Source organism: Blastomonas ursincola (genome assembly GCF_013607875.1).
GTDB lineage: Bacteria > Pseudomonadota > Alphaproteobacteria > Sphingomonadales > Sphingomonadaceae > Blastomonas > Blastomonas ursincola.
The window spans coordinates 1033432-1054794 of the sequence record NZ_VDES01000001.1 but is presented as its reverse complement, the minus strand read 5'-3'; the positions used below and the strand labels follow the sequence as shown (position 1 = coordinate 1054794).

General features: G+C 61.5%; 21 protein-coding genes and 1 tRNA gene. 11 read left to right on the top strand and 11 right to left on the bottom strand.

The window, feature by feature from the left end; all coding sequences use genetic code 11:
- Positions 1-19: 19 nt before the first annotated feature.
- Positions 20-1471: a type I restriction-modification system subunit M gene (locus FG486_RS04915; RefSeq protein WP_181266651.1), complete on the bottom strand. Its 1452-nt coding sequence runs from the start codon at positions 1469-1471 to the stop codon at positions 20-22.
- A 222-nt stretch (positions 1472-1693) separates the two neighbouring features.
- On the opposite strand from FG486_RS04915, the gene FG486_RS04910 reads away from it, so the two are divergent.
- The 3 genes from FG486_RS04910 to FG486_RS04900 all read left to right on the top strand — a co-directional run bounded on the left by FG486_RS04910 (position 1694) and on the right by FG486_RS04900 (position 2963).
- A complete protein-coding gene (locus tag FG486_RS04910; protein ID WP_181266650.1) occupies positions 1694-2134 on the top strand; it encodes a hypothetical protein in 441 nt (146 codons plus the stop codon).
- 111 nt (positions 2135-2245) lie between these two features.
- Positions 2246-2425, top strand: a complete 180-nt coding sequence (locus tag FG486_RS04905) for a helix-turn-helix domain-containing protein (protein WP_181266649.1) — start codon at positions 2246-2248, stop codon at positions 2423-2425.
- Positions 2426-2498: 73 nt separating this feature from the next.
- A complete protein-coding gene (locus FG486_RS04900) occupies positions 2499-2963 on the top strand; it encodes a hypothetical protein (RefSeq protein ID WP_181266648.1) in 465 nt (154 codons plus the stop codon).
- Positions 2964-3103: 140 nt separating this feature from the next.
- On the opposite strand, the gene FG486_RS18340 is transcribed toward FG486_RS04900, so the two are convergent.
- Both FG486_RS18340 and FG486_RS04890 read right to left on the bottom strand, forming a co-directional pair.
- On the bottom strand, positions 3104-4237 hold the full coding sequence (locus FG486_RS18340) for an ImmA/IrrE family metallo-endopeptidase (RefSeq protein ID WP_181266647.1): 1134 nt from the start codon (positions 4235-4237) through the stop codon (positions 3104-3106).
- Entirely contained in the window at positions 4234-4551 is a 318-nt protein-coding gene (locus tag FG486_RS04890) for a hypothetical protein (RefSeq protein ID WP_181266646.1), read from the bottom strand. Before FG486_RS04890 ends, FG486_RS18340 begins: the two co-directional genes overlap by 4 nt.
- A 95-nt stretch (positions 4552-4646) precedes the next feature.
- Here FG486_RS04890 and FG486_RS04885 point away from each other — a divergent pair, with 95 nt between their 5' ends.
- Positions 4647-4871 (top strand): helix-turn-helix domain-containing protein, encoded by a 225-nt coding sequence (locus FG486_RS04885; RefSeq protein WP_181266645.1) that lies wholly within the window; start codon positions 4647-4649, stop codon positions 4869-4871.
- A 725-nt stretch (positions 4872-5596) separates the two neighbouring features.
- On the opposite strand, the gene FG486_RS04880 is transcribed toward FG486_RS04885, so the two are convergent.
- The 3 genes from FG486_RS04880 to FG486_RS04870 all read right to left on the bottom strand — a co-directional run bounded on the left by FG486_RS04880 (position 5597) and on the right by FG486_RS04870 (position 10050).
- Entirely contained in the window at positions 5597-6334 is a 738-nt protein-coding gene (locus FG486_RS04880; protein WP_181266644.1) for a type II toxin-antitoxin system PemK/MazF family toxin, read from the bottom strand.
- A gap of 33 nt (positions 6335-6367) precedes the next feature.
- Positions 6368-7489 (bottom strand): hypothetical protein, encoded by a 1122-nt coding sequence (locus FG486_RS04875; protein ID WP_181266643.1) that lies wholly within the window; start codon positions 7487-7489, stop codon positions 6368-6370.
- Between the two features lie 575 nt (positions 7490-8064).
- The gene (locus tag FG486_RS04870; RefSeq protein ID WP_181266642.1) at positions 8065-10050 is read right to left on the bottom strand and encodes a hypothetical protein; all 1986 of its coding nucleotides are present in this window, start codon (positions 10048-10050) and stop codon (positions 8065-8067) included.
- An 84-nt stretch (positions 10051-10134) separates the two neighbouring features.
- On the opposite strand from FG486_RS04870, the gene FG486_RS04865 reads away from it, so the two are divergent.
- Positions 10135-10866, top strand: coding sequence for a GNAT family N-acetyltransferase (locus FG486_RS04865; RefSeq protein WP_181266641.1), 732 nt, complete (start codon positions 10135-10137; stop codon positions 10864-10866).
- Between the two features lie 358 nt (positions 10867-11224).
- A complete protein-coding gene (locus tag FG486_RS04860) occupies positions 11225-12463 on the top strand; it encodes a hypothetical protein (RefSeq protein WP_181266640.1) in 1239 nt (412 codons plus the stop codon).
- 267 nt (positions 12464-12730) lie between these two features.
- Here FG486_RS04860 and FG486_RS04855 read toward each other — a convergent pair.
- Positions 12731-12823 (bottom strand) — tRNA-Ser (locus FG486_RS04855).
- A gap of 288 nt (positions 12824-13111) precedes the next feature.
- Here FG486_RS04855 and FG486_RS04850 point away from each other — a divergent pair.
- The 5 genes from FG486_RS04850 (at position 13112) to dut (ending at position 17345) form a co-directional block, all read left to right on the top strand.
- Positions 13112-13900, top strand: coding sequence for a DUF1134 domain-containing protein (locus FG486_RS04850; RefSeq protein ID WP_181266880.1), 789 nt, complete (start codon positions 13112-13114; stop codon positions 13898-13900).
- 200 nt (positions 13901-14100) lie between these two features.
- A complete protein-coding gene (locus FG486_RS04845) occupies positions 14101-15276 on the top strand; it encodes an aromatic amino acid transaminase (RefSeq protein ID WP_181266639.1) in 1176 nt (391 codons plus the stop codon).
- A gap of 61 nt (positions 15277-15337) precedes the next feature.
- Positions 15338-15661, top strand: a complete 324-nt coding sequence (locus FG486_RS04840; RefSeq protein WP_181266638.1) for a hypothetical protein — start codon at positions 15338-15340, stop codon at positions 15659-15661.
- Positions 15662-15694: 33 nt separating this feature from the next.
- Positions 15695-16894: a bifunctional phosphopantothenoylcysteine decarboxylase/phosphopantothenate--cysteine ligase CoaBC gene (coaBC, locus tag FG486_RS04835; RefSeq protein ID WP_181266637.1), complete on the top strand. Its 1200-nt coding sequence runs from the start codon at positions 15695-15697 to the stop codon at positions 16892-16894.
- Positions 16881-17345: a dUTP diphosphatase gene (dut, locus tag FG486_RS04830; RefSeq protein ID WP_137775843.1), complete on the top strand. Its 465-nt coding sequence runs from the start codon at positions 16881-16883 to the stop codon at positions 17343-17345. The genes coaBC and dut overlap by 14 nt, the downstream gene beginning before the upstream one ends.
- Before the next feature lie 58 nt (positions 17346-17403).
- Here dut and FG486_RS04825 read toward each other — a convergent pair whose 3' ends face one another.
- From FG486_RS04825 to FG486_RS04810, 4 genes are all read right to left on the bottom strand, one after another.
- Positions 17404-18096, bottom strand: a complete 693-nt coding sequence (locus FG486_RS04825) for a DUF4136 domain-containing protein (protein WP_060978531.1) — start codon at positions 18094-18096, stop codon at positions 17404-17406.
- A 115-nt stretch (positions 18097-18211) separates the two neighbouring features.
- Positions 18212-19216: a tryptophan--tRNA ligase gene (gene trpS, locus FG486_RS04820; RefSeq protein ID WP_181266636.1), complete on the bottom strand. Its 1005-nt coding sequence runs from the start codon at positions 19214-19216 to the stop codon at positions 18212-18214.
- A 35-nt stretch (positions 19217-19251) separates the two neighbouring features.
- Positions 19252-20829 carry a murein biosynthesis integral membrane protein MurJ gene (murJ, locus tag FG486_RS04815; protein ID WP_137775844.1) on the bottom strand — a complete coding sequence of 526 codons (1578 nt, stop codon included), beginning with the start codon at positions 20827-20829 and terminating at the stop codon, positions 19252-19254.
- A 25-nt stretch (positions 20830-20854) separates the two neighbouring features.
- Positions 20855-21361, bottom strand: a complete 507-nt coding sequence (locus FG486_RS04810) for a protein-export chaperone SecB (protein ID WP_066284001.1) — start codon at positions 21359-21361, stop codon at positions 20855-20857.
- Positions 21362-21363: the final 2 nt, after the last annotated feature.

Sequence of the window (21363 nt, the reverse complement as noted above, 5' to 3'; positions counted from 1 at the left end):
TCCAATACCGCTGCAGCGCTCACAGCATCCCCCGGATCTCTTCAAGGATCAGCCGCGCCTCTTCGTCGCGGGCGAGCATGTCGGCGATGATCTGCTCGGGCGCTCGCAATGGCGCTTCATCCGGCGCGGTCGGGTTGCGGACCGATAAATCCCATGTCGCCTTGTCGAGATCGTCGACATTCACCGTCCAGCTCTTGGCGCTGTCTGTCTTGTCCGGCTGGAGCGCGATGAACTCGGCCAGATCATCGTCGTTGAGCGGATTGGTCTTGCCGAGCGAGCGGCCCAGATCGAGCTGATAATACCAGACCTGCCGGGTTGGCGCGCCTTTCTCGAAGAACAGCACGACCGTCTTCACACCTGCACCCTGGAAGGTGCCGCCGGGGCAATCGAGCACGGTGTGGAGGTTGCAGCTGGCAAGCAGTTCCTTGCGCAGCTCGACGCTGGCGTTGTCGGTGTTGCTGAGGAAGGTGTTCTTGATCACCACCGCCCCGCGTCCGCCCGCCTTCAGCTTGCGGATGAAGTGCTGCATGAAGAGGTAGGCGGTCTCCCCCGACTTGATCGGGAAGTTCTGCTGCACCTCCTTGCGCTCACCCCCGCCGAAGGGCGGGTTGGCCAGCACGATGTCGTGACGGTCGGCCTGCTGGATGTCCATCACGTTCTCTGTGAGCGTGTTGGTGTGCCGGATCTGCGGCGCCTCGATCCCGTGCAGGATCATGTTCATGACACCCAGCACGTAGGCTAGCGACTTCTTCTCCTGTCCGTAGAATGTCTTGCGCTGGAGAATGTCCCACTCGGCAGCGGAAAGGTCCGGCCGGCGCAGGTATTCGAACGCCTCGCACAAGAAACCGGCCGAGCCTGCCGCGCCGTCGTAGATGGTCTCGCCGATCTTGGGATCGACCACCTTGATCATGGCGCGAATGAGCGGGCGCGGGGTGTAGTATTCGCCGCCATTGCGCCCCGCATTGCCCATGCGCTTGATGCGCGTCTCGTAAAGGTCGGACAGCTCGTGCTTGGCCTTGCTGCTGCCGAAATCGAGCGTGTCGACGATGTCGATCACCTCGCGCAGGGAGTAGCCCGAGCGGAAGCGGTTGATGATCTCGTTGAAGATCTCGCCGATCTTGTACTCGATGGTGTCGGCATCGTGCGCCGCCGCGTGGAAGCCCTTGAGATAGGGGAACAGCTCGCCGTTGACGAAATCGACCAGGTCCTGGCCGGTCATCGCGATCTGGTGATCGATCTCACCGGTGTCCTTCTTGGGCGCAGCCCAGACATCCCAGCGGTACTGGGGGTCGAGGATCGGCTCGTAATCGCGACCCTCCAGCGCCGCCTCGTCCTCCATTTCCGCCTCGAAATCATCGAGATACTTGAGGAAAAGGAGCCAGCTGGTCTGCTCGGCATAATCGAGCTCGGACGCCAGGCCCTCGTCGTTACGCATGGCCCGATCGATATTGTTGAACGCGTTTTCAAACATGCCTTTCAGCTACCCAGCAATTGGGTTCGCGACAAGGGCTATTGCTGTTCGATATTGTTCGGAATTGGACTAGGCTGTCCGCTCCCAAGAGCTTCGCAGGTAGCAAGGAATATGCCCAGGAAAGGCAAGCCAGTACGACCGGTCATCGTGCCGGGGATCGGAAGTAAGCGCTTTCGAAGAACCGATGGAAAGGCCGTACGAGGATCGTTGCCAGCCCATCCAATGCTGGTGGCGCGCGATCTTCGGAATGGGTCTCTCGCGTCGCTGGAAGCCTATCTGAAGCAGCATCAGGGCATTCCGGACCGCGAGGTTGCTTTCGAGCTCTGGCGACTCCTTGCGGGTCCGGCGGCCCAGACGCGGTTCAGACTTGTCGTGGTCGATCATCCTGACGCCCCGGCTGACAAGGGAGGGCGGCCTTCCACCAGAAGCAGAGTTCCGACCCGAAAAGACAGGGAGCGGGTTGCCGAGTTTTCCTGCAAGCTGGACCTCCACGGGAAGGTCTGGCTGGCCAGGGAGGAAGCGGCAGAATGCCTCGGGATAAGCGAATCGACCATCAAGCGCGCTACTCGCAAGATCGAGGCTGAAGAAGCCCAAGAGATCGAGTTGAATAGCACTAGGGCACGCCGCGCCGCTGCGCTGAAGAAACTGCGCCGAGAGCGTTGATTTGCTTCGATACTCGGAAACCTCAGGAGGTTTCGCGCACCCCCCAAAGGCTTTATCCCTCGGTCAACAACCGTCAGGTCATCCTCAAACACATTGGAGCGAGGACGATCAATGACGAACCAACCGCAAAAGCTTGCCTATAGCATCCGCGAAGCCTGCGCCGCATCGAGCCTGGGCCGCACCACGATCTATGCGCACATCGCGGCCGGCCGTTTGCGGGTGGTCCGCGTCGGAGGCCGCACCCTGATCCCGGCCGAGGAGTTGCAAGCCTTCATCAAGGGGAACGGCTGAGGGGTGGTTGCGGGCTGAGGGTGCCAAGATGCCGAAAGGTCGGAGGCTCAACAAGAAGGGCCGCAACCCTGGAATGGACCGGTTCACCGGTGTACCCCACACCGTCATGAAATCGGAGGCTTACAGGTCTCTCAGCTCGACGGCGCGCTCACTGCTGTTTGAATTGGCCATGATCGAGAACGGCAAGAACAACGGTTCCCTGTATCTCTCCGTGCGTGATGCAGCGGACCGGCTGGGCATGTCTGACCCAAATTCCGTTACAAACGCCTTTGATGAACTGACAGATCGCGGCCTGATTTGTTGCACCAAGGCTGCGCATTTCGAAGTGAAGGCGGCAGACCATTCGCGAGCGCGCTGCTGGAAGCTGACGTGGAAAGCAGCCAATCGGCGGCCTCCGAGTGACGAATGGCGGGCCTATTGTGCTCCGCCCGATTCCGGAGCCGCCAAGCGTGCGCGCCGCGGAATGGCAGCGTTGAAGCGCTATGGCTATGCGCTCAGCGCCCACCGTTTGCCGGTATTGGAAACCATAACGGAGTGAGCGAAAATCGCTCCCGACAGTGTTGGAACGGTATGGGAAACCATAACCGCAAAAAGCCTAAGCGACTGAAATTGTTTTGTCCGTCATCGTTTTGGTTTCCATTGCACATGCAGCTGATACCACCAGGGGCAGAAAAAACTTCAGCTCTTTCGCTTGGAAGACGGCGGAACCCGGGGAATGAACCGCTCGATCTTGGCAATGGCACGGATAACGCGATCGAGATCGATGCAGCGGATCTCATCGGCAGCAGCTTCCAGATAAGGGCGAAGATAGAGAGCCGACCCGGTCACGAGCCCCCAGCGCTCGGATATGTGCCACGCGACGAGCTCGGCTTCGACTTCCCTGGCTGAATGTGGGAGATGTGACCGATCGGGCCATCCATATTCTTCTGCCTGGGGGTTGCCCTGATCGAACGCGCCCGCGTGGCCACAGAACAAGTGACCGAGCTCGTGTAAGAGCGTGGAAAACTGTTCGGCGGGTGTTAGGCGGGAGTTGATCATCACCCGCCAATGTCCTTTCAGGTGACCCGGCGTCAGCGCGTCCAGCCCGGGTTGCCCTTGGATCACGAGGTCGGGTTCCAGCGGAAGGGAAGTTTGCTGAGACACCCACCCTGCATAGTCCGAACCCAATGATGCGAACGTGACTTCCAACTTCAAGCTGCGCTTGGTCGGCGTGGTTAGGTTTCGCACCATCGCGTTGAGGGTCTCCGGCTTGAACTCGCCAGTGGCCGCGAAGGCATTCCGGCGCGGGTCCTTTTCCTGGACCGGCAAGGTGTCTTCAAGCTCGAAAACCTGGGCAATAGGTCCATTCGGCCGCAGGATCAGAATAGGAAGAGCGTCTGGGCGAACCGTCTGACCAGCCAAAGCCCATTCCCTGCGCGAGCCGACCGCCAGTGCGCCTGGGCGCTGAGCGTAGACCATCATGATGTTATAGGGACCGAGCCGTTTGAGACGCGATGCAAACGCACTGAACTCCAGAACGGCATCGGGGGTGGGGGCAGTCAGGGCTAATCCCATCAGCTCGCGCAGCTGTGTCTCGCGATTGGCATCACGCGCGGGACAGGCTAACTGTGGTTCGAACTCCCAAGGCGGGACTGGGCTTGATTGGGGCAAGGAAGGTGCCGGCATTCCGGCTTCAAATGGTTCCACTGCCGCAAACGTCGGCAGCGGGTCATCGTATTCTTTGAGCCTTCTGGGCTGACGGTCTCGGACTTTCAGGAGGCAGAACAATGCCCAGGAGGCGCAAAGTGACCAGGCAAGTGCGTTGACAATCACGAAAGCAGCCAGAAATTTGCCAAGATAGGACCAGGTAACGCCAAAACTTGAGTGCGGGGACCTGCAGCAACGGTCGTTCCAAGACCAATCAGGAAGGCCAAGGGCAGGGCCAGCAGGAAACCCGGCCAGCCGAAAACTGACACCACACCGGCTAGATATGCCAGAGCGCCCATTCCAAACCATATCGACCAGAAGGTGCCGCCGATCCATGCCCCAACCTTCCAGCCCGGCTTTGCGGCGGCAAATGATGGATACGCGATACCGGCGATAATCAAGCCGCCGCTTGCCAAAAGCGCCCAATCGGTAAAGTGCATTGCAGGACCTTTCCGTTTGCCAATCACCAGTTGGTCTGACTGGTGTAGAGTATACTCCGTTGTGAAATACACAACACGTGCCAGCCATACTGGCAATGGCACTGCGGCAAATCCTAGCGGACAATCTACGTCAGGCCCGGTGCGCGGCAGGCCTGTCCCAAGAGGAACTCGCCGATGCTGCAGGGATTGATCGGACCTATGTGAGCGCGCTTGAGCGGTGCCGCTACGCTGCCAGCGTTGATGTAATCGAGCGCCTGGCCGATGCACTGAATGTCACCGCGGCATATTTGTTGAAAGGCCTCGACGACGGTGCGGAATGAGTTGGGGCCGGATTGTCTAGCCATGATCCAACCCGCTTAGTTTCATGGTGAGATGCGACAGCGAGTTTTCTTCTGCCCATGTTTCAAGCGTGCCCGCCGCCCAAAAGCCGCCTCCCATCCGGCGGAACTGTCAGATTGCAGGAAGGATTGGCGGATCAAAATTGGGCCAGTTGGGCCACCTAATTGAGGCAAGTCGGGTCAGAATCGGCAACAACGCGTCCGTGTCTTAACCCTCTGATTTTTATTAAACTGGTGGGTGACAGCGGTGCGACAAAATGGCGTCAGGTTTCTAGATGCCTCCCGCGAGATCCCTTCATCACCCAACGCGCCGATTGAGTGTCCTGCGGGCATTGCAAGCGACCGCGACAGGTCTGCACTGGTGGCCGCAACCACTGCGCTATTGCCGGCTCCGTACGCATCAAGCACCGGTGCGCCGTCGCTCCACGCGAGCAGAAGACCCTTAAGCCATGGTCGGACCATCAGAAACGGTATTGGCCAGGAGGGGCCAAAACAGTATGCAGTCCTTTATCGAGAAGCCTATGTGCTCTCCCGACGAGGCCGCCGCCGCTCTCCGGGTACTGATCGAGACGACCACCTGCGCGGACGAACAGCAACGAAACACGGCTATACATAGGACTATTCGCGTAGCGCCGCGACAAGCGTGGTCGCGTGGCTGAACGATAGTAGGGTTGCAGCCGCTCTTCCGCCCAGCCAGACGTTCCCGCCTACTTCTTTTTCAGCGTCAGGGTGTTAGGCCCCAGCGGCTTTGGAGGCGCGGCCGGCTGTGCTTGACCCGGCGCGGCCCCCGCCGCTACGGCAGTTCGTGCAGGTGCGAATGCTGCGCCTAGAACCTTTTGCACGATCACGAAAATCGCTGTCAGATCGTTTGGTTCGACCTTGGGGAAGACCGCCTTTCCATTGTGGACCAATGGGCGGAGGCGGTTGATGTTGACTGTGTAGAGATGGTCGCAGACCACATAGGCTATCCGCCCTTCGGCCTGCCCTTTGGGGTTGGGATTCTTGGAGAGCTGATGAAAGTTCGTCCCGGCCTTTTGCTGCGCGCTCGTGACGGGCAGGATAATGCAGGTGTCATGTAACGAATTGGCCGCCCGAATGACGATGCCAGGGTGCTCGTTCACGAACTCGGGCGCATAGGCGTCGTGCGGAAAATCGATCCAATACATCTGTCCCATGCGTGGACGACTTACGATACGCCGTTCGCGGCGACTAATCGGCACATAACCTGCTTTTATTATTTCGTGATGAAACGGGAAAGGGTGCCCGGCTTCCGTGACCAAATCGGCTACGTCCGGCATGTTTGAGAAGTCGATCGGCACATAGCCCTGCGCCAATAATTCTTCCTCGGTCGGGATCGCCACATAGCCTGCTGCGAACAGTTCGGCTTCGGTCGGGAAGGGTACTGCCATACTTGGTTGATCTTCTGAGTTAACGTCATTGGGCATGGAAAGGCTGCTTTTCCCCGACGGTTGGTTGTCCTATTGCGGTGTGGCCGTATTCATCGGCCGACCATATTCACCCCGCAGCGCATCGAGCGCGATCTGGGTGTAGCCTGCTTCGTAAATCTCGATCTGGGTTCGGCGCTTATAATAGGAAAGGCGACGACCCGGAGTATCAGCCTCGATCCGCATACGCGCCACGCCCCGGATGCCCGGCGCGCGACGATGCTGCGCCAGCGTCACAAGCATGTCGATGCCATAGCGTTCGAGCAGGTTGCTGCGCTCTTCCGAAAGGTTAGCCGCAGCGTCGAGCATCGTGCGGGTGAGCTGATAGACATCGTCACCCTCACCCTGATGATACAGGGCGGCGGGATCGACTGGGAACAGCGGCTCGGCATCCGATTCCTCGCTGTCGAAGATCCATGCTTCATACCAGATGGCCCCGATCTTCTCGAGCATCGCCACCCGCGCCCAGAAATCCTCCCAGACTCCATCCTTGCTGCGGCTCTTCGAGCGATGATAACTCGCCCAGTCACCCTTTGCAGACTTTGACCCACCGACAAGGCGAAGTGCCCAGACGGAATGGATGCCGATCTCAAAAACCTTTCGGGTAGGATAAGCCTCGGGCGGGGTCTGGCTCAACGCGTCGATCGGCACACCGAATGTCGCATCGAGCTGGACCAAGCCATAGAGGTCCACCAGCATTCGCAGTAAGAGCGCGTCGCCGGTTTCGCGGACACGGCGAAGCATTGAAGCCTCAGTTTCAATGCCCGTTACCAACGCGACCGGCAGAAAGACGGGGTCGCTGTCGGGAGCGATGGGCTGCAGGCGATATTGTGGATAGAGCTTCGTCGAGCGTTCGGTGTGCGAAACGAACCCATGCTGGATCAGCTCGTCGATCGCGACCTTGGCCCTTGGCTTGCCCATTCCCGTATGCTGTTCGCAAGCCTTGGTCGACCATTTGCTGAGCTGATGGTCGCTGCCGGTGCCGGCAAGCAGCACGATATATGCGGTGACGAGGTTCAGCCTGTTGCCGGTCTCGACCTCCCACAAGCGTTCCCAGGCTGCACGATCGATGGCAAAGAAGTTGCCGCCTCGCCCCTTCCCCCGAATGCGATCGGCACCGACTGATTCGGCTTCATGGGACGCCGAACCGTCCAAAGGCGCATTTCTCGATCGTTCCATGCGGGTGTGGTAGCACGTCTATCTGTCCCCATCAAGGGATTCAAGGCAATCAAGGTCTTCAAAGTTCTCAAGCACACAGAAACATGTCAAGGATATCAAATAACAAGCGACCATGCTGCTTAGTGATCAGACCGGCTAGGAATGGCTGAAATCAGGGACTTAGGGCTCAACCGCGAGTTGAATTTTAACGTCTTTAGCCTATATAGAACTCACAGCTTCGGCTGCTCGGCTTAACGGCCTTTTGGAATTACACCGCAAGGTGCTCGGGGAGAGTTTCGCAAGAGGCTCTCCCCTTTCCTCGTCAAATTGGACGACATCGCTAGCCCCTCTTAGAGCCGATATGCTCGGCGCGGCGGGAACGAAAAGGCGTTTCCTTTTTTGCTTTCGAGCGACAACCGACCGCTAGTCCAATTAGCCAACCCCGGCAATCGGCGCACGGCGCCTACCAAACTACCCAAGTTTCGACCTGCCGGCCTGGCCCAACCATAGTCGCTTTCTTCAGTAGCTGGCGTCTGGCTGACGATCGGCTGCGAGCGAGGCCAGACTACGGCCTACGGCACCGCAAAATTGGCCGTATAACGCTCGATATTCATCACTGGATGAGCCATGAAAAGTGTCCGTCGATCGGCAAGTGGGATCCTCGCGGCGGACCAGTCGACCGCCGCGCGGAAAAGCCTGAGCCCTGGGTGGTCTTCGAAAATCGCCGGCATGGCCTGCTCTGCTTCTTCGAGGCTCGTGTAAAGCTGAGCCGCGGTGAATACCGGATCGGCTGAGCCGTCGAGCGACAGCGCGGCGGCGCTGTGATATTCGCCGCTCGACAGGAAGAGTTCGAACCATTTCGCATCGACCACCGCGCAACCGTCGAAGCTCCAACTAGCACCATTGCTCTGGTTGACGATTACCAAGGGCATTAAGCGGATATCGGCGATTGGTGTGGCGCCGATGGCCTGTGGGTTCGCGCTCAGCCATTCGGCCTTGCGCCTCGCCTGGGCGGCGGCCTCCTCGAGTTTGCGCAGATAGTCGTAGCGCTCGCTGGGCTCAGTGGGCTTGAGGAAGCACTTGACCTCGCCAACGATCAGGGTCTTGCCCACGCAAACAATGAGATCGATCTCCTCGCAATCGGGGCCCGCCGGCATGTGCCTGACCTCGCTTGCGAATGGACTAAGTATGGGATTACCGGCGAGCGCCTTGCTCACCCTATTACGCAGCTCCCGCTCATAGCGTTCGCCGTTGCTGGTCTTGGACAGGTCAGCGCCCTTGCCTTCCTGGAGCCAGCGCTCAACCGCGCGCAGAGGCGAGCCCCAAGCTAGCGCGCCCGCCACAATCATAAGGTCTGCACCACATTTCGTTGCGATCAACGGGCGATGCCAGAGGCCCGGGTTGAAAAGCTTGGCGAGTGGTCCCCAAGGGTCAGAGGTCAGCGAATGAATCACTGCATTGGCCATCGGATCCGCTATGCTAAGTGTCTTCGCAATCACCTCGACGATGCTCCCACGCGGGATGCAGCAAGACATGCGCTGTATCCAAGCCTGATCGGCTCGTGCCGGGTCAGGCTCGTTGGGTAATGCGGCATCGAGCAAATCCTCGAGCAGCAGCGTCGCATGCGCAAGCAGGCGGGGTGTTACGCCATCGACGTTTAGTTGCTGATCGAGAAAAATGGCCACATAGCTGTCATTGAGTATGTCCAACGCCGATCGGTGCTTAATGGACTGTTCGGCGGTCGGGACCCCTAGCTCGATCGTTGGCGGACTTCCGGCTGTGAATGTGCGCACCGTCGTAGGGATCGGAGATGGTTTTGTTGCCTGCGGGTACCGTCGCTCGATATGGCGATTCAGGATGGCGCCTTGGTGGAGCAGCGACTGCTCACGCCAGTCCCAGATCCGCCACATCGCCTCCTCTGCCGGGTGAAGTGGGCTGACGAGCACCTGGCGCTGTGCGTTCTCGATCTCCCAAGGGGCCCAGAGCACCTGTTGCCATACCTCGCGGAAACTATTGTTCAACGAGAATAACATTTCCCCCTTTAAACCCGCTTCCGAGAAGTCTTGATCCTCTTCAGGCTTATCCGCGAGTTTAGCGGCTGCAGCGAACCAGTGTGGCAAACTGTCGATCATCGTGGTGTTGAGATCAGCCGCCGCTTGGGGCGATGCTCCCTGGTGGCTAATGATTTCGACTTGGCTCATTGCCGAGAAATGCGCCACCTTCGCCGTCGCAGCGTGTTCTTTTAGTGCTTCATGCATCTTGTGGCGGATGAGGAGGAAGCCGCGGTTGGCTAAGGCGATCGCGAGCATCACGAGCTGGGACGGCGACATATGGACGAAGGCCTTGGAGATATAGTCGTCGCGCAGCTTGCGAACCTGCTCATTTACGATGAGGGCGGTGCGGATCAGCGTCTCGTCACGATCGCTATAGCCCTGAGGCAAAACCGTCATCCAGTCGTCAAAATCGAACCGGTCTGCCGTGGGGTGCGCGATCGAAGGCTGCGCGCGATTAGTGAGATGACGGAAAAGAAGCGAATCTATTGCGGATGTGCTAGGCATGATCAGCTTATAGTCTGCTTGACGATCGCTAATCCAGCAATTGGGACGCTTTGCAGACCACCAAAAACTGGGCAAGACGCCGCAATGACTATTGAATGCGCGACACAAAGTGATCTTGAGATAATCCTTGCTTGGCTCGCTGCCGAAGCGGCAGCCGGCAACCCGACCTTTCATGGAAATCGCAACCTGATCTCGAAGGGGCAAGAGGAAGGCGAGCTCTTTGTGCTCCGCGAGGCAGGAGAGATTGTGGCGTTTGCGCTGGGCAAGCCGGGCGAGATCGCGATTCAAGAGACGCGGCCGGATCGGCGCGGCAAAGGCCACGGTCGGATGCTCGCACAGTGGGGAATCGATCGTGCCCGCATGGCAGACATGGTGGTGATCCAGGGTGAGTGCTCGCCATCGACCTCACTGGGCTTTTGGAAGACAATGGGATTTGGGGAGATGCGGCCCCGATATGGTCACAACCCCTGGGTTTATCTGCTGCTCCCAAAGCCTCTGCCAGTCCCGGCTGGGGAGCCTGTCGAGGTCTTGATTCGCGTTTTTGACCAGGACCACCTGTATTCTGACGAAGTGCCCGTCGCGAGCGAGCATCGGCCCGCTGCCGCACGGGACGCGGGCGGCGTCATCCACCTCGCCGAGCGCATCATCATTTACGTACCCAATCTGCCAATGGGGCACGAGGTCTCGCTCGAAATTGTCGTCAACGGCGAGCGCCTTTTCTTCGACAAAGCCAAGCGATCCGTGGCCGCGGCGCGCGGCGTGAAGCGTGACGCAGGGTATGAATTTTACATCGACCGGATTCTGCCGCACGCTTAAAGAAGCTGGTATCCGTTTGAGCGTTTCCTGACCATTTTGTCCTCATCGGCGAAAGCTCGGATTGCCAACGGTTGCTCGAAACCACTGGAGGATCAGCATCGTGAATCACGCGATGATGGTCGAGGCGGTCGTCAGGGCAGGTCGGTCGACTTTTCCATAGGTACTGAGCGCAATGACCGAGGGGACTCTTGTTCCGCCCCCTTTCTAACCGACCTCGCCGCGCAGTGCTTAGTCACGGCTAGCAGGGCGCGGGTGCGTCGCATTCGCTCAGGGCTAAGCGGCATCACAGCCTTGAAAGCCGCCCGCTGACGTGGCGTACGGTAGTGCGCGACGACACAAGGTTCGATATAAGCCCGTGATGGCATTGCGGGACATCATCAACAGGCCAAACGTGTTGGCGTACGCCAAGGCCGGAATCGATGTCGCCCGCGCGGCACAGCGCCTGAGCAACGACGGCTATAAGTGTATGATCGTGCCAAGCCGCGGAGCGGTGCCCTTTCTGCGGATTGCCGAATCCTATTACCGCCGGCTCGTTATCTCCTGCATGCCGCAGAGCGAACGTATCATTAAAGGCATGCCCGCACGCTCTGGTCCCCTGACGCTTGCACTTAATATGCCTTTTACTGCCGACGCAGGGCGGATCGGTGTCAAGGGCTTGAAATCTGCGCATATCCGGCGGTATTGGACGCGGGTCGTTGCAGCAATTGTGCGGCGACAAGTTGACGATCCACACTACCGTTTTTTTCGTTTCGTGCGCGATGAAGTATGCCGGGTCGGCTATCATGACTCGCTCGAATGGCGGATGGAAAGTGAGCGCTTTCTGTTCATCGACACAGTCGTCTCCGGTCGCGCGGTCTGCGAGATCGTCGAGGGATTCGATGCCGAAGGTCTAGACCAGATTCATTATATTCTGCTGCTCGATGAAAATGGCGCTGCCATGCGTCAGCCTTATGCGTCACGAATCCGTGCCCTTGCAGCAGCAGGCCGGGCGACGCTGATCAACGTTCCCTCGCTCTTCACCGAGGACCAGGGACCAGCGGTCAGTGGGGTCTGGAGTTTGGTCGTACCCCAACTCATGGACCTGGTGCGTGACGAGCCGGCAATGGGCGACGGGTTCGCCGGTGCCGGCCTCTATTATCATGAGGTTAGTCAACGGCCCGATGCGTCGAATGTCCAAGTCACTCTTGCCGTCGCCCGGCTCGGCCAGTTGCTCTTCCAGGCGATGCATGTTGTGGTCGACCCCGACCAAGTTTTCGAGGACCTCGAACATCTTGGTTCGGAGTTCTCGGGCGACTCCGCGCTGCAAACGCTTGAGACGCTGCCCGCTCTCTTTGGACAAAACCTAGACCGGGACATCGAAGCTTATCTCGCCCATATCGAAAGCCACAAATTGTTCGGGAAGGCGAATACGCTCGCAATCGCAAAAGCCCCAATCTTGGCAGGGCTGCGTGGCACGAGCACTGAAATCGATGTTTCAACGTCGCACTGCATTCGACTTCATATTGAGGATGCTGCAGCTAAGCGGCTAATGCGACAGTTTCGTACGTCTCTTGCCAAGCCTTATTGGCGCGATGCTGCTAGGACCGAACGCGCCTGAGCACTTTGCCGTCCGAACCGGAGGGCTAGTTTCGGGACTACTTCGAGCTGATTTGAACCGCCGAGTGAAGGCCGATTTCCTGACGGTCCGAGTCGCGACCCCCGCCTGCTGCTTTTGTTTTGAGCGGACGTTCAATATCACTGATTTGAGCGACCGGCTCTGGGTCGGTGCAGCAAATCGCGATTTAGCAAGCGAGACGACTTTGGGGGAGCTATTATGGGAGCGCAGCCGGCATAAAGAAAAAATATCAATTAAATCAACGGAAATTGGCGGAGACGGAGGGATTCGAACCCTCGGTACCGGATTTACCAGTACGACGGTTTAGCAAACCGTTGGTTTCAGCCACTCACCCACGTCTCCGCATGGCAGCATATCGATGCTTGCTTGCCCCAGCTACGGGGCCGGTCGATTGGCCAGAGCGCGCTATAGCGGCGGGTGGGGCAGGGATCAACCGGTTAAGTTCGCTTTCCGCTTCCGCTTTTGCGCATTTGCTGTGGATGGCCCGCAATCGCCCGATTCAACCGCATTTGTCGCAAATCGGACTCGGGTCGGCGCACCACCGACTCGGGTCATCGCCCATTCATTGTCTTGGGTCCAGGAATGCGGCGATTGTGGTTAATGATGCACAGGCGGGAGGCAAGCATGGCAATGGGCTGGTTCGGACAGGGTCTGGCGATTGTCGCCCTGGCGACATTGGGGCTGGGCGCAGGGCCTATGGCCGACCCGGCATCGGCCCAGGTCAGGACGATCGATCCCAATGACGCGATCGATGCAGACCTGGCGCCCGCACGCCCCGGCGGCACGGCCGAGCCGGCGCGCGAGGCGCCGCTCGATGGCGGATATGATTATGGCACGCCCGACAATGGCACCACCAGCAGCACCGAATCGCTGCCTCCGGTGGCCGACGGTGCAGCACCTGCCGCGAATTCGGCGGTTCCGCCTGCGGTTTCCGGCAACGGCTATCAGAAGGACGATCTGATCGGCGCGGCCGAGGGCGTGTTCGGCAAGGGCGCCGAAGGCCTGGCCGGGCTGATCGAGGACATCTTGCGCAAGCAGGGCGAGCCCAACGGCTATATAGTCGGGCGCGAGGCTTCGGGCGCGTTCGTCGTCGGTCTGCGCTATGGATCGGGCACGCTGCACCACAAGGTGGAAGGCGACCGGCCCGTTTACTGGACCGGCCCGTCGATCGGTTTCGATGCCGGGGCCAATGCCGGCAATACCTTCGTGCTGGTCTACAATCTCTACGACACCGAGGACCTGTACAAGCGCTTCGGCGCGGGTGAGGGCGCGGCCTATCTGGTCGGCGGGTTCCACACCAGCTATCTGCGCCGCGGCGATGTGGTGCTGATCCCTGTGCGCATGGGGCTGGGCCTGCGCCTCGGCGTCAATGCCGGTTACATGAAATTCACCCGCAAGCGGAACTTCGTCCCTTTCTGACGGATCGCTTCGCGGCAGACATAGCCCGCAGGGTCGCAACTGCCATGGGCAAATACGGGGCCGGTTGTCGCACGTCAAAGCGGCAGCCGGCCTTTTTGCCTTGCCCCGACGCGCATCGGTCGGCATGGAGGCTCGCGCATTTTCCTGACGCCGGAAGGGCTTTTCCGGCAACATTCAAAGCTGAAATGGGGGACTGACCCGTGCTGGAACTATTGAAGGCGCAACCGGCCGATGCGCTGCTCGCGCTGATCAAGCTTTATGCGGCCGATGAACGCCCGACCAAGATCGACCTGGGCGTGGGCGTCTATCGCACCGCCGATGGCGCGACGCCGGTGTTCAAGGCGATCAAGGCGGCCGAGGCGCGCCTGCTCGATGGCCAGGACAGCAAGAGCTATCTTGGCCCCGAAGGCGATATGGGCTTCGTCCGCGCGATCATGCCCTGGATGCTCGGCGATTTCGATCCGGCAGGCCGTATCGATGGCCTGCAGACTCCGGGCGGCACCGGCGCGGTGCGGCTGGCGGCGGACCTGCTGCTCAAGGCCGGCGTCAAGCGCATCTGGATGGGTACGCCCAGCTGGCCCAACCATGTGCAGATCTTCAACGCCGTTGGCCTTGCCAGCGAGACCTTTCGTCATCTTGATGTGGCGACGCAGAAGCTCGACTTCACCTCGCTCGAAGCCGCGCTCGACAAGGCCGATGCGGGCGATGCGGTGCTGCTGCACGGCTGCTGCCACAACCCCACGGGGGCGGATTACAGCGAGCAGCAATGGCAGCAGATCGCCGAGACGGTTGCGGCCAAGCGGCTCTTCCCGTTGATCGACCTGGCCTATCACGGCCTGGGCCATGGGTTCGAGGCGGACGGCTATGGTCTGCGCACCGTGCTGGCCCAGGTGCCCGAGGCGCTGATCGCCTATAGCTGCGACAAGAATTTCGGCCTGTATCGCGAGCGCGTCGGCGCGCTCTACGTGATGACCGAAAGCGCCGAGCAGCAGCCGGCGATCCAGTCGAACCTCGCCGCGCTGGCGCGCGCAAACTGGTCGATGCCGCCCGATCATGGCGCGGCTGCGGTCCGCATCGTGCTCGAAGACGAGGGGCTGACCAAGATCTGGCTCGACGAGCTCGATTCGATGCGCGAGCGGATGCGCAGCGTGCGCGACACGCTTGCGTCCTACCAGTCGATCGGTTCGGTCAATCTGGCCGCAGTCGGTCAGCAGAACGGCCTGTTTTCGGTGCTGCAGCTGACGCCCGACCAGATTGCCGCGCTGCGCGCCGACTGGGGCGTGTACATGGCAGGATCCGGCCGCATCAACATTGCCGGCTTCACCGAAGCAAACATCCCGCACTTCATCGAAGGACTGCGCGCGGTCACCGCGTGATTTTCGCCTGACTGCGATCTGCCGCACAGCGCGCGCCCTGCGCGCCGTGTAGGCGGATCGTATGTCCTTGTGTTCCACCCTGTTGCGGATGCGCGATCATCTGGCTGCTCTGGCGGCGGCGATCCTGTGCGCGCATGCCATCGGCCTCGTTCGCCTGTCCGACTTTGTCCCCCACGGTTCGCTGCTGATCGAGGGGCGCGCTGGCCAGCTGATCGGCGTCGCGCTGTGTGCGCTGGCCCATGCCATTGTGCTGACCGCGCTGTATCGCAGGCGTCTGGTCGCAGGGCCACTCTATCGCTGCGGCGAGACGCGGCCAGCCGATACCTATGGCCGGCCCTACCGCCCGGGCACCTCTCGCCTGCTCGAAAGCTGGCACTATCGTTGACCGGCGCGCGCGCAGCATTTACCGCTGGGTCCCATGAAACCACCCCATATCCTGTTGATCGTCGGCGGCGGCATCGCCGCGTACAAGGCGTGCGAGCTGATCCGGCTGATCCGCAAGGCGGGCATGAGCGTACGCTGCGTGCTGACCGATGGCGGCGCGCAGTTCATCACGCCGATGACGCTCGCGGCGCTGAGCGAGAACGAGGTGTTCACCACGCTCTGGGATCTGAAGAACGAGACCGAGATGGGGCATATCCAGCTGAGCCGCGAGGCCGATCTGATCGTGGTCTGCCCGGCGACCGCCGATCTGCTCGCCAAGATGGCGGCGGGGATATCCGACAGCCTGGCGACGACGGTGCTGCTCGCGACCGACACGCCGGTGCTCGCGGTTCCTGCGATGAACGTGCGCATGTGGCAGCATGCGGCGACCCAGCGAAACGTCGCACGGTTGCGCAGCGATGGCGTGACGGTGGTCGATCCCGATGACGGCGCGATGGCGTGCGGCGAGTACGGTCCGGGCCGGCTGCCCGAGCCGGTCGCGATCATGGAGCGGATCGAGGCCGCGCTGGGGCGTCGTCCGATAGGCAAGGCAGGGCCGCTGGCCGGCAAGCGCATCCTTATCACCGCTGGGCCGACGCACGAGCCGATCGATCCGGTCCGCTATATCGCCAACCGGTCGAGCGGGCGGCAGGGCTTTGCGATTGCCGAAGCCGCCGCTGCGATGGGCGCGGACGTGCAGCTGATTTCCGGACCGGTGCATCTGCCGACCCCGCCGGGCATGACGCGGATCGATGTCGAGACCGCGCGCGAGATGGCGGCGGCGGTCGATGCGACGCTGCCCGCCGATATCGCGATCCTGGTCGCGGCGGTGGCCGACTGGCGCACCGCAGATGCCGCGGAGCAGAAGATCAAGAAGACCGGCGGCGCGCTGCCGGTGCTGCAGCTGGCCGAGAATCCGGACATTCTTGCGGGGCTGGCAAGAGATGCGCGGCGGCCCGCATTGCTGGTCGGCTTTGCTGCGGAAACCGAGAATGTCATCGAGCATGCCCAGGCCAAGCTCGCGCGCAAGGGGTGCGACTGGATCGTCGCCAATGACGTCTCCGGCGATGTGATGGGCGGCAGCGAGAATGCGGTCCATATCGTCACCGCCGATGGCGTCGAAAGCTGGTCGAACCTGCCCAAGGACCAGGTTGCACGCAAACTCATGGAGAAGATTGCCGATGTCATCCGCTGAACACCCGCTGGCGCCCATCACGATCCGGCTCAAGCGGCTGGCGCACGGCGAGGGGCTTCCCGTACCTGCCTATGCCACGGCGGGCGCGGCGGGAATGGATGTCGTCGCTGCCGAAGAGCTCGACCTGATGCCGGGCCAGCGTCATGCGGTGGCGACGGGGTTCGCGATGGCGATTCCGGACGGGTACGAGGTGCAGGTGCGTCCGCGCTCGGGCCTGGCGCTCAAGCACGGCATCACCGTGCCCAATACGCCCGGCACGATCGACAGCGATTATCGCGGCGAGTTGAAGGTCATCCTGATCAACCATGGCGACACGCCCTTCCCGATCCGCAGGGGCGATCGCATCGCGCAACTGGTGGCAGCGCCGGTGCAGCGCGCGGATTTCGCGGAGGTGGATGATCTCGACGCCACCGAGCGCGGCGCCGGCGGCTTCGGCTCGACGGGCGTATAGAAATCCTCCCCGAGACAAGCTCGGGGAGGATTCTAGGAAGTTCAGGCGGGCAGCAAGCTCACCGCGTCTCGCGGATCGGCTTCACCTTCTTGCCTTCGGGCGCGATCGAGATGCGGACGGTTTCACCCGAGCGGCCAGGGAAATCGGTGAAGATTGCGTCGACCAGATTCGGCACCAGATATTGCAGGTTCTTGCTGCGCGACTGGGCCTCTGCCTTGCCTTCGAACAGGCGCTGGTTGTCGGCGACGCGGTCGATCTTCAGGTCGAGTTCGCTGGTGTACACGGTGTAGCTGCGCACATCGTTGTTCCAGCCGGGGCCGAAGATGAACGGATCATAGAAGCCGAAGCCAAAGGCGCGGCGACCGTAGAAGCCGCCCCACGGGCCACCCCAGGGGCCGAAACCGGCGCCCCAGCCGCCGCCAAAGCCGTCGGACACGACCTTCTCGCGGCCATTGTCGACATCATAGGCAAAGCTCACCACCATGTCGGCGCGCGAAGGATCGCTGGCGGGGACATAGCCCAGCTGGCTCATCTGGCGCGTCACCAGCCCGGCATATTGCGCGAATTCCAGCCCGCCTTGCAGGCGCGGATCGGATGCGGTGACGACAAAGCTCTGGCCCTGGGGAGCGGGCAGAGCCTGGAAGCGGGCGACATCGGCCTTGAACGGAGTGGCGCAGGCCGAAAGCGCAAGGGCAAGGGCGGGCACCGCAAACAGCGCTGCACGACGGGTAAAACGGCTGCGAACAGTCATTTTTTCTCTCCATGGCGGACGCGCGCGACCCTGCGCCGTCCGACTCTGGATATAGGACTAACTGGCCGCGAATGAACCCCGTTTGAACGCAATTCTGCGCAGGTTCAGCTGCGGCTCAGCGCATCAGGCCGAGCGCCTCGTACGCGCCGCTCAGCGTCGGCGCCGCAACCGACCGCGCCTTTTCCGCGCCCTTGTCGAGGATCGCGTCGAGCGCGGCCTCGTCGTCCTTGAGCTCGACGAATCGCTCACGGATCGGACGGAGCGTATCGACCAGCACTTCGGCGAGCGCGGGCTTGAACGCGCCGAAGCCCTGGCCTGCAAACTGTGCGCAGACGGCATCGGGCGTTGATTCGGTCAGCGTCGCATAGATACCGATCAGGTTGAGCGCCTCGGCCCGGCCTTCCAGCGCAGATGCGACGTCCGGCAGCGGTTCGGGATCGGTCTTGGCCTTGCGGATCTTCTGCGCGATCTCGTCATCCGTGTCGGTCAGGTTGATGCGGCTCATGTCCGACGGGTCGGACTTGGACATCTTGGCATTGCCGTCGCGCAAGCTCATGATCCGCGCCGATTCCTTGGGGATATAGGGATCGGGCAGGGTGAACAGCTCGACGCCGAAATCGGTGTTGAACTTCATCGCGATGTCGCGAGTCAGCTCCAGATGCTGCTTCTGGTCCTCGCCCACGGGGACGTGCGTCGCCTGATAGAGCAGGATGTCGGCGGCCTGCAGCACCGGATAGACGAACAGGCCGACGCTCGCGCCTTCGCGGTTCTTGCCGGCCTTGTCCTTGAACTGGGTCATGCGGTTCAGCCAACCGATGCGCGCGGTGCCGTTGAGCAGCCAGGCAAGCTCGGCATGCGCAGGGACCCGCGCCTGGTTGAACAGCACGCTGCGGTCCGCATCGATGCCGCAGGCGATGAGCGCAGCGGCCATTTCGCGCACGTTGCGGATGCGCGCCTCGCGCTCCTCGTGCACCGTGATCGAATGCAGATCGGCGAGGAAGAAGAAGCACGCGCTCTCGGCGTCCATCTCGTCCTGCATCTTCACCCAGTTACGGATCGCGCCCAGATAATTGCCCAGGTGCAGATTGCCGGTCGGCTGGATGCCGGAAAGGACGCGCATGTCTTTTACTTTCTCGCCTGAAGGGAAGGGGACGCCTAGCCCTTGCGGCGCAGCATGCCCTTGATCTCGCTGAGCCGGTAAGCGCCCAGCGCCAGCGTTGCGAGCCCATATACCGCGGCGCCGCCACCGCACAAGACGGCGAGTGCGGCAATGCGATGCTCGAGCCGTCCTTCCATCCAGCCTTCAGCCAGATGCCCGCCGAACCAGAGCGCCACACCCATCAGCGCCGCCGCCGCTACGATGCGCCAGGTCTTGGCGATCAGCCGCCCATCGGGCTGAATATGCCCGCGCTTGTAGAGCACGCCGAACAGCAGGCCGACATTGACCCAGGCCGACAGAGCCGTCGCAACGCCCACGCCAACCGGCCCCAACGGCCAGATCAGCACCAGATTGCCGACGAGATTGACCAGCATCGCCGCCAGCGCCAGCCGCACCGGCGTCCTGGTGTCGGCGCGGGCGTAGAAGCCGGGGGTCAGCACCTTGATCAGCACATAGGCCGGCACACCGCAGGCAAAGGCGGCGAGCACCTGCGCGGTGGCCAGCGTGTCCTCGGCGGTGAAGGCGCCATACTGGAACACGCCATGGATGATCGGCCCGGCGGCGGTGACCAGCGCCACGGCAGCGGGCAATGCGAGCAGCAGCGCGAGTTCGAGCGCGCGGTTCTGCGTGTTGAGCGCGGCCGCGCTATCGCCGCTGCCGATCTGGCGCGAGAGCATCGGCAGGATCGCGGTGCCGACGCCGATGCCGATCAGCCCGAGCGGCAGCTGGTTCAGCCGGTCGGCATAATAGATCCACGAGACCGCGCCTTCGCTCAGGTAGCGCGCGGCAAGAGAGGTGGATATCAGCAGGTTGAACTGGATCGCACCCTGGCCGATCGCCGCAGGGGCAATCAGCAGCAGCATTGCCTTGACGTCGGGCGACAGGCGCGGACGCGAGAGCTTGAGCACCACGCCATTGGCGCGGCACGACAGGATCAGCCAGAGCAGCTGCAGCGCGCCCGACACGGTGACCGCAATCGCCTGGGTGATCGCGGTTTCGACCTCGTTATCGCCGCGGAAGAACAGCAAGGCCACGATCATGCAGATGTTGAGCAGGATCGGCGCGGCGGCATTGACCCAGAAGCGGTTGAGCGAATTGAGAATGCCGCCGAGCAGCGACACCAGCGAGATCAGCCCGAGATAGGGGAAGGTGATGATCGTCAGGTGCCGCGCCAGCGCAAACTTTTCCGGCCCGCCATCGGGAAAACCGCCGGTCATCGCATAGACGACGGGCCCGGCGGCCAGCATCATTAGCGCGGTGAACAGGACCAGGAACGGCACCAGCACCGACAGCACCTGGCCGGCAAAGGCCTTGGCGACGTCCAGCCCGGTACCGGGCGCGTCCTTGTCGGCTTCGGCCAGCTTGCGGTTGAACATCGGCACGAAGACCGCGGCGAACGCGCCCTCGGCAAACAGCGCGCGAAACAGGTTGGGCAGCCGCCAGGCGATCAGGAACGCGTCCGATGCCATGCCTGCGCCGACATAGCGCGCCATCAATATGTCGCGCACCATCCCCAGCACGCGGCTGACCAGGGTCAGACCGCCGATGGTGGAGACGGCGCGCAGGAGGTTCATCGGATGATGACCCGGGATGCGAGGATCAGGCGTTGCCTTCTGCAGGCGGCATCGCCGCACCGAAATTCGGATCCTGGCTCTGCTGTTCGTACAGGCCGACGAAATCGATCGGTTCGAGCACCAGCGGCGGATAGCCCGCATCGCGGATGACATTGCCCAGGATCAGACGGATGTTCGGGAAGACCATGCGCGGCGTATCGGCGAACAGGAAGCGGCGCGTCTGCTCCTCGTCCATCCCGCGCAGGCCGACCAGCGCGCCATAGGCGAGCTCGACGAGATAGGCGGTGCCCTGCTCGGCCTTGGCGGCGATCGTGTAGGTGCACAGCATTTCATGCACTTCTTCGTTGAGCTGGCGCGATTCGGCGCGGAACTGCACGTCGAAGCTCAGCTGGCCGGGCCACTGATAGCTGTCGGGCGCATTCGGGTTCTCGACCGAAAGGTCCTTCACATATTGCGAGATCAGGCCCGCCTGCGGTCCCGCTGCGCCGTTCAGCGCCGGATTTTGCGAGTTGTCGGTGCCGTCTTCGGCCATGG